This window comes from Catellatospora coxensis (assembly GCF_016862635.1).
Lineage (GTDB): Bacteria > Actinomycetota > Actinomycetes > Mycobacteriales > Micromonosporaceae > Catellatospora > Catellatospora coxensis.
The window spans coordinates 20616-37265 of the sequence record NZ_BONI01000041.1 but is presented as its reverse complement, the minus strand read 5'-3'; the positions used below and the strand labels follow the sequence as shown (position 1 = coordinate 37265).

At 72.7% G+C, this 16650-nt stretch carries 15 protein-coding genes and 1 pseudogene; 4 read left to right on the top strand and 12 right to left on the bottom strand.

The features are described from left to right. Nucleotides 1-67: 67 nt before the first annotated feature. From Cco03nite_RS23360 to Cco03nite_RS23345, 4 genes are all read right to left on the bottom strand, one after another. Nucleotides 68-721, bottom strand: coding sequence for an ATP-binding cassette domain-containing protein (locus tag Cco03nite_RS23360; RefSeq protein WP_203694323.1), 654 nt, complete (start codon nucleotides 719-721; stop codon nucleotides 68-70). 429 nt (nucleotides 722-1150) lie between these two features. Then, the gene (locus Cco03nite_RS23355; RefSeq protein WP_203694322.1) at nucleotides 1151-1750 is read right to left on the bottom strand and encodes an HAD-IA family hydrolase; all 600 of its coding nucleotides are present in this window, start codon (nucleotides 1748-1750) and stop codon (nucleotides 1151-1153) included. Beyond that, entirely contained in the window at nucleotides 1747-5286 is a 3540-nt protein-coding gene (gene smc / locus Cco03nite_RS23350) for a chromosome segregation protein SMC (RefSeq protein WP_203694321.1), read from the bottom strand. The genes Cco03nite_RS23355 and smc overlap by 4 nt, the downstream gene beginning before the upstream one ends. A 290-nt stretch (nucleotides 5287-5576) precedes the next feature. Beyond that, nucleotides 5577-5771: a hypothetical protein gene (locus Cco03nite_RS23345; RefSeq protein ID WP_203694320.1), complete on the bottom strand. Its 195-nt coding sequence runs from the start codon at nucleotides 5769-5771 to the stop codon at nucleotides 5577-5579. A 237-nt stretch (nucleotides 5772-6008) separates the two neighbouring features. Between Cco03nite_RS23345 and Cco03nite_RS42490 the strand changes: the two genes are divergently transcribed. The 3 genes from Cco03nite_RS42490 (at nucleotide 6009) to Cco03nite_RS23330 (ending at nucleotide 8041) form a co-directional block, all read left to right on the top strand. Beyond that, nucleotides 6009-6746: a CAP domain-containing protein gene (locus Cco03nite_RS42490; protein ID WP_239167596.1), complete on the top strand. Its 738-nt coding sequence runs from the start codon at nucleotides 6009-6011 to the stop codon at nucleotides 6744-6746. Nucleotides 6747-6824: 78 nt separating this feature from the next. Beyond that, nucleotides 6825-7451 carry a spherulation-specific family 4 protein gene (locus Cco03nite_RS23335; protein WP_203694319.1) on the top strand — a complete coding sequence of 209 codons (627 nt, stop codon included), beginning with the start codon at nucleotides 6825-6827 and terminating at the stop codon, nucleotides 7449-7451. Between the two features lie 2 nt (nucleotides 7452-7453). Continuing rightward, nucleotides 7454-8041, top strand: coding sequence for an endo alpha-1,4 polygalactosaminidase (locus Cco03nite_RS23330; protein ID WP_203694318.1), 588 nt, complete (start codon nucleotides 7454-7456; stop codon nucleotides 8039-8041). Between the two features lie 23 nt (nucleotides 8042-8064). On the opposite strand, the gene mutM is transcribed toward Cco03nite_RS23330, so the two are convergent. From mutM to rsmD, 7 genes and pseudogenes are all read right to left on the bottom strand, one after another. After that, nucleotides 8065-8922 carry a bifunctional DNA-formamidopyrimidine glycosylase/DNA-(apurinic or apyrimidinic site) lyase gene (mutM, locus tag Cco03nite_RS23325; RefSeq protein ID WP_203694317.1) on the bottom strand — a complete coding sequence of 286 codons (858 nt, stop codon included), beginning with the start codon at nucleotides 8920-8922 and terminating at the stop codon, nucleotides 8065-8067. Between the two features lie 165 nt (nucleotides 8923-9087). Further along, entirely contained in the window at nucleotides 9088-9861 is a 774-nt protein-coding gene (gene rnc / locus Cco03nite_RS23320; RefSeq protein ID WP_203694316.1) for a ribonuclease III, read from the bottom strand. Between the two features lie 121 nt (nucleotides 9862-9982). Next, the gene (rpmF, locus tag Cco03nite_RS23315; RefSeq protein WP_120318486.1) at nucleotides 9983-10156 is read right to left on the bottom strand and encodes a 50S ribosomal protein L32; all 174 of its coding nucleotides are present in this window, start codon (nucleotides 10154-10156) and stop codon (nucleotides 9983-9985) included. A gap of 116 nt (nucleotides 10157-10272) precedes the next feature. After that, on the bottom strand, nucleotides 10273-10863 hold the full coding sequence (locus tag Cco03nite_RS23310; RefSeq protein WP_203694315.1) for a YceD family protein: 591 nt from the start codon (nucleotides 10861-10863) through the stop codon (nucleotides 10273-10275). Nucleotides 10864-11088: 225 nt separating this feature from the next. Continuing rightward, complete coding sequence (locus Cco03nite_RS23305; RefSeq protein WP_203694314.1) at nucleotides 11089-11583, bottom strand: ATP synthase subunit B family protein; 495 nt, start codon at nucleotides 11581-11583, stop codon at nucleotides 11089-11091. Nucleotides 11584-11693: 110 nt separating this feature from the next. Further along, nucleotides 11694-12182, bottom strand: a complete 489-nt coding sequence (gene coaD / locus Cco03nite_RS23300) for a pantetheine-phosphate adenylyltransferase (protein ID WP_203694313.1) — start codon at nucleotides 12180-12182, stop codon at nucleotides 11694-11696. A gap of 7 nt (nucleotides 12183-12189) precedes the next feature. Then, nucleotides 12190-12798, bottom strand: a pseudogene (rsmD, locus tag Cco03nite_RS23295) (16S rRNA (guanine(966)-N(2))-methyltransferase RsmD); the annotation flags it as partial. Nucleotides 12799-13027: 229 nt separating this feature from the next. Between rsmD and Cco03nite_RS23290 the strand changes: the two are divergent. Beyond that, entirely contained in the window at nucleotides 13028-14236 is a 1209-nt protein-coding gene (locus Cco03nite_RS23290) for an LPXTG cell wall anchor domain-containing protein (RefSeq protein WP_203694311.1), read from the top strand. A gap of 186 nt (nucleotides 14237-14422) precedes the next feature. On the opposite strand, the gene recG is transcribed toward Cco03nite_RS23290, so the two are convergent. Further along, entirely contained in the window at nucleotides 14423-16618 is a 2196-nt protein-coding gene (gene recG, locus Cco03nite_RS23285) for an ATP-dependent DNA helicase RecG (protein ID WP_203694310.1), read from the bottom strand. Nucleotides 16619-16650 lie beyond the last annotated feature (32 nt).

Sequence of the window (16650 nt, the reverse complement as noted above, 5' to 3'; positions counted from 1 at the left end):
GGCCGGGCGCGATCGGGTCCGGACCAGGGGTGGGGTCGGGCGTGATCGCGCCAGGGCGGGGGCCGGGTCAGGCCCGGACCAGCTCGGCAGCGCCGTCGAGCAGGTGCAGTTCGGCGTCGCAGGCCGCGGCGGCCTCCAGGTCGTGGGTGGCCAGCACGACGCAGGCGCCCCGGTCCGCCTCGGCGCGCAGCAGGTCGAGCACCCGGGCCCGGTTGGCGGCGTCCAGCTCGCTGGTGACCTCGTCGGCCAGCAGCACCGCGCCGGACAGGGCCAGGCCGCGGGCGATCGCCGTACGCTGCTGCTGGCCACCGGACAGCTCCTCGACGAGCTGCCCCGCCTGCGCGGACAGGCCGACGTGCTCCAGCGACTCGGCCGTGGCGCGGCGGGCGTCCTCCGGGGAGAACCCGTTGGCCACGAGCACGACCTGCACGTTCTCGCCCGCGGTGAGGATGGTGGCGAGGCCGTTGTCCTGCGGGATGAGCACCACCCGGCGCGACACCGCGTCGTCGCGGTCGCGCAGCGGCTTGCCGTCCACGGCCACCGCGCCGCTGACCGGGCGCAGCACCCCCGCCATGGCCCGCAGCAGCGTCGTCTTGCCCGCGCCGGACGGGCCGGTCACCGCGAGCATGCGGCCGGCCTGGGCCGCCACGGACACGTCACGCAGCACCGGCGCTCCGGCGGTGTACTCCACCGTCACGCGGTCCACTACCAGCGACGACATCATCGCCGCGCTCCCCTCGCCGAATCGGGTCGTGCGCACCCTCGCGGCCACCGGAGATCGCTCTCTCAGCGAGAGGCGGCCCTGGAGATCGTCAAGAGTCCGGTAGTAGTCACGCGCAGCATGGAGATCCGGTTGTCACCGCCCCTTACCGGTTCCACGATTCGAGAGAAAGTTTCAGGAGGTCCGTCCGCGCCGAGCCCCGATCCACGCACAGCGTGTTGATCGGATCAGCGCTCCGTAGCGCTCGCGTTGTTGATGCTCTCGCCTGCGCCCACATCGTTTCTGATGTGGGCACATCTCCGAAGGTGTGAGCCGCCGACGAGAGGTCCACTGGTCTGACGTCACCCACCGTCACGGCCCGACCCGGATCCCGCCTCGCCTCGGCGAGCAGCCGACGCACGCAGGGAACGGGCGGGCAGTAGTGCGGGATCAGAGGCCGAGCGCGGCGCGGGCGTACCGCAGGTCGGCCGGGCCGCCCCAGCGCAGGGCGGACAGGCCCGCGACGCGGGCGCCACGGATGTTGCGGTCCGTGTCGTCGACGAAGAGGCACCGGTCGGCGGGCGTCTCCAGAGCCAGGCAGGCGGCCCTGAAGAACTCCTTCGTCGGCTTGTGCACGCCCAGCTCCGCCGAGGAGACGATCGCGTCGAAGTCGTCCTTGAGGCCCAGCACCGCCAGGTCGTCGTGCAGGTCGTCGGTGGCGTTGGTGGCCAGGCCGACCTTGCGCCCGGCCGCGCGCACCTCGCGGACGAACGCGAGCACGGTCGCGTCGACGTACCCGGGGTAGGCGTCCCATTCGGTCAGCGCCGCGGCGGGCGCCCCGGTGTGCGCCGCGATCGCGTCCAGCCACTGCTGCCGGGTCCAGTGCCCGGTGATCGCCGGCAGCTGGCGGGCCCACTCCAGCCCGGACTCCAGCAGGCGGGCCGGGGCGATGCCGTGCCTGGCCTCGAAGTCGCCGTACGCGGACGGGTCGAAGTGCCGCAGCACGCCGTCGAAGTCGATCAGCAGGGCCTCGGCCGGCCGGCGCCTCATTCGGACTCGCCTTTCAGACGCTGGCTGATCACCTCGGTCACACCGTTGCGCATGGTCACGCCGTACAGGGCGTCGGCGACCTCCATGGTGCGCTTCTGGTGCGTGATGATGATCAGCTGGCTGCGCGAGCGCAGCTCCTGGAACAGGGTGATCAGGCGGCCGAGGTTGACGTCGTCGAGCGCCGCCTCCACCTCGTCCATGATGTAGAAGGGACTGGGGCGGGCGCGGAAGATCGCGCACAGCATCGCCACCGCGGTCAGCGAGCGCTCGCCACCGGACAGCAGCGACAGCCGCTTGATCTTCTTGCCCGGCGGGCGTGCCTCGACCTCGACGCCGGTGGTGAGCATGTTGTCCGGGTCGGTCAGCACGAGCCGGCCCTCGCCGCCCGGGAACAGGATCGGGAAGACCACCTGGAACTCGCGCGCGGTGTCCTCGAACGCGGTGGTGAACACCTCAAGGATGCGGTCGTCCACGTCCTTGACCACGGTGAGCAGGTCCTTGCGCGTCGCCTTGAGGTCTTCGAGCTGGTCGGAGAGGAACTTGTAGCGCTCCTCCAGCGCCGCGAACTCCTCCAGCGCCAGCGGGTTGACCTTGCCGAGCAGGCCCAGGTCGCGCTCGGCCTTGGCGGCGCGCTTCTCCTGGATGGCCCGGTCGTAGGGCTCCGGCTCGGCGAGGTCCGCGGAGCCGAGCATGATCACCGGCACCGGGACCTGGGGGCCGTACTCGCCGAGCAGGGTCTCCACGTCCAGCGAGAACTCCTCGGCGGCGCGGGTCTCCAGCTGCTCGATGCGCATGCGCTGCTCGGCGCGGGCCACCTCGTCGCGGTGCACCTCGGAGGTGAGCCGGTTCAGGTCGTCGCCGAGCCGCTTCGCGCCGTTGCGCACCTGCGCCAGCTCGGCCTCCCGGGCCGTACGCGCCGCGGCGATGGTGTCCCGCCGCTCGGCGGCCTCCTCCAGCGCCACGTTCAGCCTGGTCAGCACCTCACGGGTGCCGGACTCGACGGCCTTGGCCACGGCGGCCCCGCGCTCGCGGGCGGCCCGGCGGGCGGCGGCCCGCTCCCGGGCGGCGCGCTCGGCGGCGGCCTGGCGCAGCAGCGAGTCGGCCCGGCCGGCGATCTGCGAGACCCGCTCCTCAGCGGTACGCACCGCGAGGCGCACCTCGACCTCGTTCTGCCGGGCCTGCGGCACCAGCGCGGCGAGCTGGTCGCGCTCGGCGGTGGACGGGTCCTCGTCGACGGGCACCGCCTCGGCGGCCGCCAGCCGCTCCTCCAGCTCGGCCAGGTGCGTCAGGTCCTGCTCGCGGGCGGCGACGGCCTTGTCCCGGGAGGCGGCCAGGCGCTGCGCCTCGGCCTGCGCGGAGCGGGCGGCGGCGCTGACCTCGGCCAGGCGGCGGGCGGCGGCGTTGCGCTCGCCCTCGGCGGCGCGCTTGGCGGCGGCGGCCTCGTCCACGTCGCGCTTGCGCTCGGTGGCGAGCTCGCGGGCCTCGGCGATCTCCTCGCGCAGGACGGCGATCGACTCCTCGGCCGCGGCGCGCTTGGCGCGGGCCTCGTCGACGGCCGCCTGCACCTCGATGTAGCTGGGGGCCTTGGCCGAGCCGCCGGCCCCGGCGAACGCGCCGACCAGGTCGCCCTCGGCGGTCACCGCGCGCAGCGACGGGTGCGCGGCGACCAGCGCCGACGCGGCCCGCAGGTCGGCGACCAGCACGACGTCGCGCAGCGCGCTGGTGATCGCGGGGCGGATGGTGTCGGCGCAGCGCACCACGTCGAGCACCCAGCGGGCGCCGGGCGGCAGCGCCACGTCGGGGCGCGACTGCGGGGTCGGCGTGCCGATCAGCAGCGCGGCGCGGCCCGCATCCTGGATCTTGAGCAGCCGCATCGCCTCGGCCGCCTCGTCGACGCCGGACACCGCGACCGCGTCGGCCAGCGCGCCCAGCGCCGCGGCGAGCGCCGCCTCACAGCCGGGCTCGACGGCCAGCAGCGACGCGACGCTGCCCAGCAGGCCGGGCACCTCACCGCCGCGGGCCAGCAGCGCACCCGCGCCGTCCTTGCGGTTGAGGCCGAGCGCGAGCGCCTCCTCGCGGGCCTTCCAGCCGGTGGCCTCCTTCTCGGCGGCGCGCTCGGCGTCGGAGGCGCGCTTGACCGCCGCGTTGGCCTCCTCGTACGCGGCGACCGCGAGCGCGTGCGCGGTGTCCAGGTCGGCGTTGTCGCGGTCGGCGTCGGAGGTCTGCTCGGCGACGGCGTCGACCTGCTCCTGTGCCGCCTCGGCCCGCATCGCGGCGTCGCCGTACGCCGTGGACAGGCGCTCGATCTCCTCCGACGCGGTCGCGGTCCGCGTACGCGCGGCGTTGACCTGGCCGGACAGCTTCGCCATGCCCTCGCGACGGTCCGCGATCGCCTTCACGGCGGCGACCAGCGCGCGTTCGGCGCCGGCGAGCTGGCGCTCCAGCTCCTGGCGGCGCTCGACGGCCTCGGCCAGGCGCACCTGGTCCTCGGTGAGCGCCTCGCGCAGCGCCTCCTCCTGCTCGCGTACCGCCTCGGCCTCGGCCTCCAGCCGCTCCGGGTCGCGGCCGGACCGCTCCTCCTCGGTCGGCGCGGCCAGGTGCCGGTGGCGCTCGGCGGCCAGCTGGGCGGTGGAGCGGAAGCGCTCCTGCAGCGCGGACAGCTGGTACCAGACGTCCTGGGCCTGGGTCAGCGCGGGCGCGTCGGCGGCGTGCGCCGCCTCCAGCACCGACAGCCGCTGCTGGACCTGCTCGTACTCCTCCTCGACCAGCTCCCGCCTGGTGCGCAGGGCCGCCTCGTCGGCGACCTCCTTGTCCAGGGTCGTGCGCAGCGTGAACAGGTCGTCGGCGAGCAGCCGCAGCCGGGCGTCGCGCAGGTCGGCCTGGATCGTCGCGGCGCGGCGGGCCACCTCGGCCTGCCGGCCCAGCGGCTTGAGCTGGCGGCGCAGCTCGTCGGTGAGGTCGGTGACGCGGTTCAGGTTGGCCTGCATCGCGTCGAGCTTGCGCAGCGCCTTCTCTTTGCGCTTGCGGTGCTTGAGGACGCCCGCGGCCTCCTCGATGAACGAGCGGCGGTCCTCGGGCCGGGCGTGCAGCACGCTGTCGAGCCGGCCCTGGCCGACGATGACGTGCATCTCCCGGCCGATGCCGGAGTCCGACAGCAGCTCCTGGATGTCCATCAGGCGGCAGGCGTCGCCGTTGATCTCGTACTCGCTCTCGCCGGAGCGGAACATCCGGCGGGTGATCGAGACCTCGGTGTAGTCGATCGGCAGCGCGCCGTCGGCGTTGTCGATGGTGAGGGTGACCTCGGCGCGCCCCAGCGGCTGCCGGCCGGACGTGCCGGCGAAGATCACGTCTTCCATCTTGCCGCCGCGCAGCGCCTTGGCGCCCTGCTCGCCGAGCACCCAGGAGATCGCGTCCACCACGTTGGACTTGCCGGAGCCGTTCGGGCCCACCACACAGGTGATGCCCGGCTCCAGCCGCAGCGTGGTCGCGGAGGCGAAGGACTTGAAGCCCTTCACCGTCAGGCTCTTGAGGTGCACGGCGCTCCGAAAATGATCATCAGCGATCCCGCCGGTCGGCGGGTGGCACATGCTATCTGGTCAAAGCTGCAGGGTACCCAACAGGAGATCGGCCACCGGACGCGCCGCCGTTGCCGCCGCTGTCGTATGCCCAACCCTGCCCGACGGTTAAACCGCCGCCGCCGCCCGTTCGGCCCGGCACATGAAAAAGCGCGCCGCCACAGGAGTGGAGGCGCGCATAAGGACTGGTGCACTGTGGCGACGCCGGCAGAAGCGGCGGTCGGCCACGGTCCCGCTCACGCGGGATTTGTTCAGGTCAGAGCCGGCTCGGCAATGCGGAAGAAGTCGTCAGCCTCGGCAGCAGCAGCCGCCAGCCGATCGTTCTCCGCACGCAACCGGGTTACCTCGAACTCCAGTGCCCGCACCGTGGCACGCAACCGGGTGACCTCGTCGAGCATACGCCGATCTGGCGCAGCGGCGACGTGGCCATAGAGGGCCTTCGCCATATCGTCTCCTTGTGAAGCGCTGCCGGTTCGCCGGCCAAACGCGCGCCCAGTTATTCGCGACTCCCGGCCCGTGCCATCCGGAATGTTTCTCCGGATATGGCTGGCGAGCGCGGTCGGGCGCGACTGGCGACGTATCCATACTCCGCCGATACGCCCGTAACGTCAAGTTGCCCTGCGCCACACGTCACGGAAGGTGTCGAGAGGCGACAAACCGCCCCGGCTTGCTAGCGTCAGACGGTGGCACCTCGTGGCCGTTACGCCGGCCGGCATCGTGCGCCTCTGCGGTGGTTGCCCGCGCTGGTCGGCTCGGGCGCACTGCTCGCCGCCCTGGTCGGCGGCGTGCTGGCACTGAGCGGACCCACCTCGACCGGAGGATCGCCCGCGGCCGGCCCCGCGCCTGTCACCGGTACGGGTGACACCGCGGCCTCCCTTTCCGGTGACACTCCGTCATCGCGGATCACCCCGCAGGGGTCGTCGTACCCGTCCCGCGCCCCGTCCGCCGCCACCCCGGGCGCCTCCACCGCGAACCGGCCCGCCGCCGCGCGCGGCGGCACCCCCGCCCCGCGGACCAGTCCCGAAAGCGACCGGATCACCGCCCTGGAAGGGCTGGTCGCCAGCCTGATCAACCGGGAGCGCGAACGGGCCGGCTGCGGCCGCCTGCACACCGACCAGCAGATGGCCGACGCGGCCCGCCGGCACAGCACCGACATGGCCCGGTACGACTACTTCAGCCACACCGGCCGCAACGGCAGCAGCTTCGTCGACCGGCTGGAGGACGCCGGCTACCCGCGCCGCCACGCGGCCGGGGAGAACATCGCCTACGGCTACTCGACCGCCCAGGCCGTCGTGGACGCGTGGATGGCCAGCACCGGGCACCGCAACAACATCCTGAATTGCGACGCGCGGGCGACCGGCGTGGGCCTGGCCTACCAGGATCGCCGGGCGTACTGGACGCAGGAGTTCGGCCGCGAGTAGTGGCGGGCGTGACCAGTCGGCTAGCCGACAGTCACTTCCGGGCAGTCGCGGCACCGCGATATCGGTCGTTGTACGGGCGTGACCCCCCTGCTGCCACTTCCCGCACATCCCCAGCTGAACCCGGAGCTGTGGGCGACGATCGAGGCCGCCGGCGTCGGCGCGACCGTCCTGCTCAACATCGACGCCGGACCCGGCAGCGGGCTCGACCCGACCTGGACCGCGGCGACCACCCGGCTCGTCCGCGCCGGTGCCGGGCTGCTCGGCTACGTCGACCTGGCCTTCGGCGCGCGCCCGGCCGAGCAGGTGCGGGCCGAGCTCGGCCGCTGGGCCGGCTACCCGGTCCGGGGCGTCTTCTTCGACCAGGCCCCGACCAGCCCGTACTCGATCGGCCCGGTCGCCGTCGCGGTCCGCGCGGCCCGCCGGATCGGCTTCGACACGCTGCTGGTGAACCCGGGCCGCCCCACCGACTCCATCTACCGGGGCCTGGGCGCGGTGCTGTGCACCTTCGAGGGCCCCTGGGACCGCTACCGGCACGGCACCGAGGAGGGCGTCCGGCCCGGTGACGCGCACCTGGTGCACTCGGTGCCGCTGGACCAGATCGCGGCCTGCCACGAGCTGATGCGCGGCCGCGGCGCACGGTTCGGCCTGGCCACCCACGAGGCGTCCATCCACGGGGCGTCCGCGGTCGTGCCGGTGCCGGTGTAGCCGTGCGGATCGCGGGGGTACGCGTGCCGGTCAGCGCGGTGGTCGTGCTGGGCTGCGTCGCCTGTGCCACCCCGGCCCGGCCGACGCACTGGTACGACGCCCCGCCGCCGGCCGCCGTACCCGATCGGCTGCGCTGGCAGTGGTCGCTGGCCGCGCCGCCGCAGGCCGCCGTGGCCGACGTGTTCGTGCTGGACGGGTTCACCACCGCGGCGGCCACGGTCGAGGACCTGCACCACGCCCGCCGCCGGGCGGTCTGCTACCTGCCGCTGGCCGAGGTCGAGCGCGACCGGCCCGACGCGGCGCGCTTCCCCGCCGAGATGACCAGCGACGCCGGGCGGGTGCGCTGGGACGCCCCGGAGGGCGAGCTGCGCACCCGGATCACGCCCATCCTCACCGACCGGCTGCGGCTGTGCCGCGACAAGGGCTTCGACGCCGCGGTGCTGGACCAGCTCGCGGGCGCGCCGTCCAGCGTCGTCGACGAGCTGGTCCAGCAGGCGCACCGGATGTCGCTGCCGGTCGGCCTGCTCGACGCCGATCACGCCGACGCGGACCTGACCGTCCCGGACTCCCCCGACCGCCCGCCGGGCTGACCGTCAGCCCGACCGGGCGGCCGTCAGGCCCGGCCCACCGTGCGCGGCCTGGGCTGGCAGCGCGGGCAGGAGAACGACGAGCGGTTCATGAACTGCTCGCGCCGGATCGGCGACCCGCACCGCGAGCACGGCTCGCCCTCGCGCCCGTACGCGTTGAGCGAGCGGTCGAAGTAGCCCGACTCGCCGTTGACGTTGACGTACAGCGCGTCGAAGGTCGTGCCGCCCACCGCGATGGCCTCGCCGAGCACGTCGCGCACGTGCCCGAGCAGCCGCGACGCGGCCGGCTTGGTCAGCTCGTCGCTGGGCCGCTCGCCGTGCAGCTTCGCCCGCCACAGCGCCTCGTCGGCGTAGATGTTGCCGACCCCGGAGATCAGCGTCTGGTCGAGCAGGGCCCGTTTGACCGCGGTGCGCCTGCGCAGCAGCGCCGCCACGAAGTCCGCCTCGACGAACGCGGGGTCCATCGGGTCCAGCGCGATGTGCGCGATCTCCGCCGGCAGGGTCGCGCCGCCCGGCGAGACCGCCAGCCCGCCGAAGGTGCGCTGGTCGACGAAGCGCAGCTGCGGGCCGTCGTCGGTGAAGTCGAACCGGATGTGCAGGTGCTTCTCCTCCGCCGCGGTGGCGGGCTGCACCAGCAGCTGGCCCGACATGCCGAGGTGGCCGACGACCGCGTCCCCGCTGTCCAGCGGCAGCCACAGGTACTTGCCCCGGCGCCGGGCCTCGGTGATCGTCCGCCCGGCCAGCACGTCGGCGAAGTCCTGCGCCCCGGCCGGGTGGCGGCGTACGGCACGCGGGTGCCGGACCTCCACGGTGGCGATGGTGCGGCCGACCACCCAGCGGGCCAGCCCGCTGCGGACCGTCTCGACCTCGGGCAACTCGGGCATGACTCCAGCCTCCCTCGCGGGCCGCCGCGCGTGGCGGCGGAGCAGTGACGACGCCGATGGCCGGGCCGTGGCCCGGGCGTCTCGCACATCATGAACAACACCACCGACGTTCCCGCCGACACCCGCCACGGGCGGCCGGCACAGCGGCGTGGGCCGGTGGCGGCCTCAGGCCTCCCGGGCCTCGGGGTGCGAGATGTCCACGGCCCGGTGCGACAGCAGCTTCCAGGCGTCCTCCGCCGCACGCTGCTCGGCGTCCTTCTTGGTGCGGCCGGTGACGCCGCCGAAGCGCTCGCCGCCGACGACCGCCCAGGCGGTGAACATCTTGGCGTGGTCGGGGCCCTGCTCCTCGATGGCGTACTCGGGCACGCCCCAGCCGTGCGCGGAGGTCAGCTCCTGCAGGCTCGTCTTCCAGTCCAGCGACGCGCCCCGGCGCGCGGACTCCGCCATCAGCGGGTCGAACAGCGCGCGGACCACCTCGGCGGCCTTCTCCATGCCGTGCTCGAGGTAGATCGCGCCCAGCAGCGCCTCGAGCGTGTCGGCGAGGATCGACTCCTTGTCGCGCCCGCCGGTGGTCTCCTCGCCCTTGCCGAGCAGCAGGTGCCGGCCGATGCCGCCGCCGCCGAGGGAGCGGGCCACCCCGGCCAGGGCGCGCGAGTTCACCACACTGGCCCGCAGCTTCGCCAGGCGGCCTTCGGGCAGGTCGGGATGCGCCTCGTAGAGCGAGGCGGTGATGACGACGCCCAGCACGGCGTCGCCGAGGAACTCCAGGCGCTCGTTGGTGGGCAGCCCGCCGTGCTCGTACGCGTACGAGCGGTGGGTCAGCGCCCGCTCCAGCAGCTCGGGCTCCAGCGTCACACCGAACGCCGCGGCGAGATCGGCCGCGGCGGCCTCCGCGGACCGCTCGGCGGCACGCGGATCCTGGGACGGCTTCGAGGCCATCAGTCACTCCCCTCCCGGCGGCTGAGGGGCAGCACAGGTACGGCGACGTCGCCGGCTGGTGAGAACCAGCCGGCGACGTGACGTTTCACAGCTTCCCGGGTGCACCGGGATCGCCTGAGACTCAGACCTCGAGAACCTGGCGGCCGTTGTAGGTGCCGCACACGCTGCACGCGGCGTGCGGCAGCTTGGCCGACTTGCACTGCGGGCAGGCGACGGTCGCGACCGCGCTCACCTTCCACTGCGCCCGGCGGTGACGGGTGTTGCTGCGCGACATCTTGCGCTTCGGGACTGCCACTGTCTTACTCCTCAGTAGTAGTCGGCTGGTCGCCGACCATTATCTCGGTACGGCCGCAGCCGTCGTACCCGGGTCTCGGCCCCCACCGCGGCGAACGCGGCGGGCGAATCACCGATCTAGGGCGCCGGCTCGGCCGGCTCGTCCGGCCCTGAAGAGCCGGTCAGCTTGCCCAACTTCGCCCAGCGCGGGTCGATCTGCTCGTGGGAGTGATCCTCGGGCAGGTCGTCCCAGCGCGCTCCGCATTCGGAGCACAGCCCTGGGCAGTCCTCTCGGCACAGCGGGTTGACCGGCAACGCCAGCACCACCGCGTCCCGCAGCGTCGGCTCAAGGTCGATCATGTCGTCCTGGAGCCGGCCCACCTCGTCCTCGTCCGTGGTCTCGTCCGTGGCGCTGTCCGCGTACGCGAAAAGCTCCTGGATGTTCACGGTCAACGACTCGCCGATGTCGGCGAGGCAGCGGGCGCACTCGCCCGTCACCTCACCGGAGACCGTCCCGGAGACGAGCACGCCCTCCGACACCGACTCCAGCCGCAGATCCAGCGTCAGGTCCGCGCCCTCGGGCACGCCGATCAGCTGAAGACCCAGCTCGGCCGGAGCCGGCACCACCCGTTGGACGGCACGCATCGAACCCGCTCCTCGCGGCAGGTCCCGAGTGTCGAGGACGAGCGGAGCGCGCGGGTCGAGGTGCTTCGTCGAGTGTGCAGACATGAGCTTTCACTGGGCAGGTAGATGGAGGCCGTCATCGCAGGCCGACGTAGAAGATTACCTGAAGCGACAGGCCCCCGTCGAACCGCCACCACCGGTTCGCGCGGTCACGCGCCACAGGAGCCCGTCGCAGCGGCCGCTCGGTGTCATCCGGAGCGCAGCGCAGGATGACACCGATCAAGGCCGCGTAGCGGGATCCGCATGACTCGGCAGCGGGATCCGCATGACTCAGAACGGCAGTGGGCGGTCGTCGTCCCCCGGGACGAACGAGCCGATCTCCCGCAGCGCGTGCATCTTGTCCCGGCCGCGCTCGATGGAGGCCAGCGCACGCGTCAGGAACTGCTCGAAGTTGCCCAGCGCGGTGTCGACGTACTCGTCGACCTCCTCGCGCAGGCGCTGCGCCTCGGCACGGGCCTCGCCGACGATGCGCGAGCCCTCGTGCTCGGAGGAGACAGTGATCTCGTTCACCGAGACGAGCCGGGCGTGTTCCTGCTCACCCTCGTGGATGATCCGGTCCGCCTCGCGCCGCCCGGAGTCGAGGATCTTGTCCCGCTCCTCCAGCAGCGCGGCGGATCGCCGCAGCTCCCCGGGCAACTCTGCCCGGAGCTGGTCCAGCGCGCCGATCAGCTCACCGCGGTCGACCATGCAGTTACGCGACATCGGCACCGATCGCGCGGCTTCCACCAGCGCGATGATGTCGTCAATCCGGTCGAGTGGGTCCACCGACGGTCACTCCTTGTCCAGCGTTGTTGTCCACACCATGATGCGTCCCCCGTCCACCCGTGTGGCAGACCGGGGACCCCTGCGGCGCGTCGCCGCGACGGACCTGCGGCTCAGTCGGTTCCGGCGTCCCGGTACTTCTCCAGCAGACGGCGTTCCACGAGCTCCGGAACGAAGGAGGAGACCTCGCCGCCCCACTTGGCGATCTCCTTGACGAGGCTGGACGCCACGAACGAGTACAGCGGGTTCGTCGGCATGAACAGGGTCTCGACCCCGGACAGGCCGATGTTCATCTGCGCCATCTGCAGCTCGTAGTCGAAGTCGCTGACCGCGCGGATGCCCTTGACCACGACCTGGGCGTCGTTGTCCCGGCAGTAGTCGACCAGCAGCCCGCGGAACGACTCGATCCGCACGTTGGGCAGGTTCTTGGTGACCTCGCGCAGGATCTCGATGCGCTCCTCGATGGAGAACAGCCCCTGCTTCGTCTGGTTCACCAGGACCGCGACGATCACCTCGTCGAACAGGCGCGACGACCGATCGATGATGTCCAGATGTCCCCGGGTGACCGGATCGAAGGATCCGGGACAGACCGCACGCCTCACTAGCTGCTCACCCTTCCGGTAAGACCGCTCCGCCACTCTGCGCAACGGCGCGACCGTACCAAAGGGCGGTCTCCCCGTAACGGCGGCTGCGTTCCCCAGTGACACCCTGCACCCAGGCGGGTTCCGGGGAGCGGCTGGAGCGCTCCACGACCAGCACCGCGTCCTCGGCGAGCCAGCCGTGGCCGGCCAGCCCGGCCAGCACCGCGGCGACGTCCGGCTCGCTCATCGCGTACGGCGGATCGGCGAACACGATGTCGTAGGCCCCGTCGGCCGGCCCGCCGGCCAGCACCGTCGACGCCTTGCCGGCCGCCACCCGGGCCGCGGCTCCCGCGCCGAGCGTGGCGATGTTCTCCCGGATCACCCGGACGGCCTTCGCGTCGGACTCCACCAGCAGCACGTGCGCCGCCCCGCGCGACAGCGCCTCCAGGCCCACCGCGCCGGAGCCCGCGAACAGGTCCAGCACCCGCGCGCCGGACAGGTCCGTCATGGCCTCCAGAGCCGAGAACAGCGCCTCGCGTACGCGGTCGGAGGTGGGCCGGGTGTCGCGGCCGGTCGGGGCATGGAGCCGTCGCCCGCCGTACCGGCCGGCCACAATCCTGGTCACGATCACGACGCTACGGCATGGCCGCCGACCCCCGGTCGTCGTCTGCTCGGTGACGCTGGTTCACCTGTTCATGCGCGCAGCGCCACCGAGATCGAACTCGTCACGCAAATGCGATAACGATTCGGCAACGGTTCCTTTAACTGCTCGCTGAGCACTTAGTGCCCCCGAAGGAGCTTCACTAGGGTCAGGCGGTCGCTTCACAGCTTCACCCTCGTCCCACACACCCCGAACTGGAGCACGTGTGAAGACCCCCTTCCTGCGCCGCCTCGCGGCATACTCCGGCAGTGTGCTGCTCGGCCTCGCGGGCGTCGCCGTTCTGGCCAGCCCCGCTCAGGCGCACCACACCACCGTCACCGCCAAGGCGAAGTGCACGCCGAGCGAGTGGATCATCACTTGGACGGTCGAGAACTGGGACACCAAGCTGACCGCGGTGATCGACGTCGTGGACGACAAGTCGTCCCCCGACAGTGCGATCACGAACATCGTCGACGGCGCCACCCTGCCGGGCAAGGCCAACGGCAAGCTCGGCAAGATCGTCGGTGAGCAGCGCGCCAGCCTCGACACGGCCACCGCCGACCTGACCATCTTCGGCAAGTGGTCCAACGGCGTCACCCAGACCAACGCGGGCCACATCGCGCTCGACAAGTCCGAGTGCGGCAACTACAAGGCCGACCTCACCGGTCAGGCCGCCTGTGACACCGAGACCGGCAACTGGAAGGTCTCCTGGTCGGCGATCAACAAGCACTACACCGACGCCGCCAAGGTCACGATCATCAACAAGGCCGACAACCCGAACGACCCGAAGTTCTCGGCGATCGAGCACGGCGCCGACAACTGGGAGCCGCTGACCGACCTGGCCAGCGTGGTCGGCCTGCACGGCGACGTCAGCATCCCGGGCGGCGGCACGGTCCAGGCCACCCAGTCGGTGCCCGGCAACGCCACCGCGGTGCGCCTGAAGATCCGCCTGAACTGGACCGGCTCCGCCGACACCCAGTCGCGCGTCGTCGCCTTCGAGGGCACCTGCGTGAAGAACGCGCCGAAGCCCTCGGCCGTGTTCGCCTCGGACTGCACCGGCGTCGCCACCGTCACCCTGATGAACGCCAAGGACGCCACCAAGGCGGCCGTGTTCGAGGTCAAGGGCGCGGGCGGCTTCACCACCGAGAAGATCACCATCCAGCCCGGTGAGGACCCGGTCAAGGTGACCGTGCCGAAGGCCGCCGCGAAGGCGATCGAGGTCTTCGAGAACGGCGTCAAGATCGACGAGTACCAGGCCGAGGCCAAGGACTGCCCGACGCCCACCCCGTCGGCCTCCCCCTCGGCTCCGCCGACGCTGCCCCGCACCGGCGCGAACGTCACCATCGTCGTGGTGTCCGGCCTGCTGCTGGTCGCGCTCGGCTTCGCCGTCTTCATGCTGGCGCGCCGCCGCCGGCTGAACATGACCGAGGTCTGATCACTCTGATCACCTGAAAGAAGGGGCGGGTCCGATTCGGACCCGCCCCTTCTTCGTCCCACCCCGGCCCCCTGCCGCAACTCTTAAAGACTTGTGGCCTGGAAGACGCCCGAATGCCCCGACTCTTTAAGAGTTGCGGCAGTGGGGGGCGGGGCGCGGCGGGGCCGAAGGCCGGACCTCGGGCGGTCAGCCCTTCTGGAGGTATTCGGCGCGGTCGTCGTCGACGAGGCGGGTGATCTGGGCGGCCAGGAGCGGGTGGGCGGAGAGGTCGGGGTCCTCGGCGAGCAGGGACTCGGCCTCGGCGCGGGCCTCGCCGATCAGGTCGCGATCGCGCAGCAGGGAGAGCAGGCGCAGGTGGGAGCGCCGGCCGGACTGGGCGGCGCCCAGCACGTCGCCCTCGCGGCGCTGTTCCAGGTCCAGTTCGGCCAGGCGGAAGCCGTCCAGGGTGGAGGCGACCGCGTCCAGCCGCTCGCGGGCTGGGGTGCCCGCAACGGCCTCGGTGACCAGCAGGCACAGGCCCGCGGCGCTGCCCCGGCCGACCCGGCCGCGCAGCTGGTGCAGCTGCGAGACGCCGAACCGGTCGGCGTCGAGGATGACCATCGCGGTCGCGTTGGGCACGTCCACCCCGACCTCGATCACGGTCGTGGCGACCAGCACGTCGAGCTGACCGGCCGAGAACGTACGCATGATCGCGTCCTTCTCGTCGGCGGGCAGCTTGCCGTGCAGCACCCCGATCCGCAGCCCGCGCAGCGGGCCCTCGGCCAGCAGCGGGGCGACGTCCAGCACGGCGACCGGCGGGCGGCGCTCGTCCTCGACGGCGTCGTCGGGCGGCGGGGTGTCGTCGTCGGTGCCGCTGTCGCCGATGCGCGGGCACACGACGTACGCCTGGTGGCCCTGCTGGACCTCCTCGACCACGCGCCGCCAGGCCCGGTCCAGGAACGCGGGCTTCTCGGCGACGGGGACGACGTGCGAGGCGATCGGCGAGCGCCCGCCGGGCAGCTGCGACAGCGTCGACACCTCCAGGTCGCCGTACACCGTCATGGCGACGGTGCGCGGGATCGGGGTCGCGGTCATGACCAGGACGTGCGGCGGCTGCTCGGCCTTGGCCCGCAGCGCGTCGCGCTGCTCCACGCCGAAGCGGTGCTGCTCGTCGACGACCACGAGGCCGAGGTCGGCGAAGTCGACGCCCTCGTACAGCAGCGCGTGGGTGCCGATGACCAGCCCGGCGCTGCCGTCGGCGAGCTTCGCCAGCACCTTGCGCCGCGCCGCCGCGCCCTGCGAACCGGTGACCAGGGCGACCTGGGTGCCGTTCGGGTCGCCGTCGAGTTCGTCGGCGCGCCCGGCGGGGCCGAGCATCCGGGTGATGCCCCGGTGGTGCTGGGTGGCCAGCACCTCGGTCGGGGCCAGCAGCGCGGCCTGCCCGCCCGCGTCCACCACCTGCAGCATGGCCCGCAGCGCGACCAGCGTCTTGCCCGCGCCGACCTCGCCCTGCAGCAGCCGGTGCATGGGGTGCGCGACGGCCAGGTCGGCGGCGATCTCCTCGCCGACGGCGAGCTGCCCGTCGGTGAGCGTGAACGGCAGCGCGGCGTCGAACCCGGCGAGCAGGCCGCCGTCGCGCCGCGGCCGGGGCTTGGCGGGCCAGGCGGCCGCGTCGCGCTTGCGGCGGACCAGCGTGAGCTGCACGGCGAAGGCCTCGTCCCAGGCCAGCCGGCGCTTGGCGATGTACAGCAGCTCCTTGGACGACGGGCGGTGGATCTCGTGCAGCGCCGTGGCCAGGTCGATCAGCTTGCGCTCGGCGCGGATGCGGGACGGCGTCGCGTCCGGCGGCATGGTCACCGTGTCCAGCACGACCCGCACGCAGCGGGCGATCACCCAGGTCGGCACGGCCGCGGCGGCCGGGTACACCGGGATCAGCGCCCCGGCGAACTCCTCCACCTCGGCGGCCACCTCGCCGTCGGCGGCGCCCTGGTCGAGCAGCACGTACTCGGGGCTGTTGAGCTGGCGGCGGCCGCGGAAGTCGCTGACCTTGCCCGCGAACAGGCCCCAGCGCCCGGGGCGCAGGTCGCGCTCGCGCCAGGCCTGCTGGAAGTACGTCAGCACGAGCTGCCCGCCCGCCCCGTCGCCGACGACGACCTCCAGCATGCTGCCGCGCCGCTGCCGCATCGGCCGGGTCGTGGTGCGCAGCACCTGGGCCAGGACCGTGACCTCTTCGCCGATCTCCAGCGTGCGCATGTCGGTGTGCTCGCCGCGCTGGTCGTAGCGCCGGGGCACGTGGTGGAGCAGGTCACCGGCGGTGTACAGGTCGAGGTGCACGGCCAGCGCCTTGGCGGTCTTCTCCCCGACCAGCTTGGTCAGCGGGGTGTCGACGTCAGCGGAGGTCATACCCGATCCTCTCCCGGCCCTGTGACAGGCCG

Excerpts from the sequence above, each read along its gene's own strand:
- Cco03nite_RS23345 (WP_203694320.1), bottom strand. The coding sequence starts at position 5,771 with ATGGCGAAGGCCCTCTATGGCCACGTCGCCGCTGCGCCAGATCGGCGT.
- Cco03nite_RS23310 (WP_203694315.1), bottom strand. The coding sequence starts at position 10,863 with ATGTCTGCACACTCGACGAAGCACCTCGACCCGCGCGCTCCGCTCGTC.
- Cco03nite_RS23355 (WP_203694322.1), bottom strand. The coding sequence starts at position 1,750 with ATGAGGCGCCGGCCGGCCGAGGCCCTGCTGATCGACTTCGACGGCGTG.
- Cco03nite_RS23360 (WP_203694323.1), bottom strand. The coding sequence starts at position 721 with ATGTCGTCGCTGGTAGTGGACCGCGTGACGGTGGAGTACACCGCCGGA.
- recG (WP_203694310.1), bottom strand. The coding sequence starts at position 16,618 with ATGACCTCCGCTGACGTCGACACCCCGCTGACCAAGCTGGTCGGGGAG.
- mutM (WP_203694317.1), bottom strand. The coding sequence starts at position 8,922 with ATGCCCGAGTTGCCCGAGGTCGAGACGGTCCGCAGCGGGCTGGCCCGC.
- rnc (WP_203694316.1), bottom strand. The coding sequence starts at position 9,861 with ATGGCCTCGAAGCCGTCCCAGGATCCGCGTGCCGCCGAGCGGTCCGCG.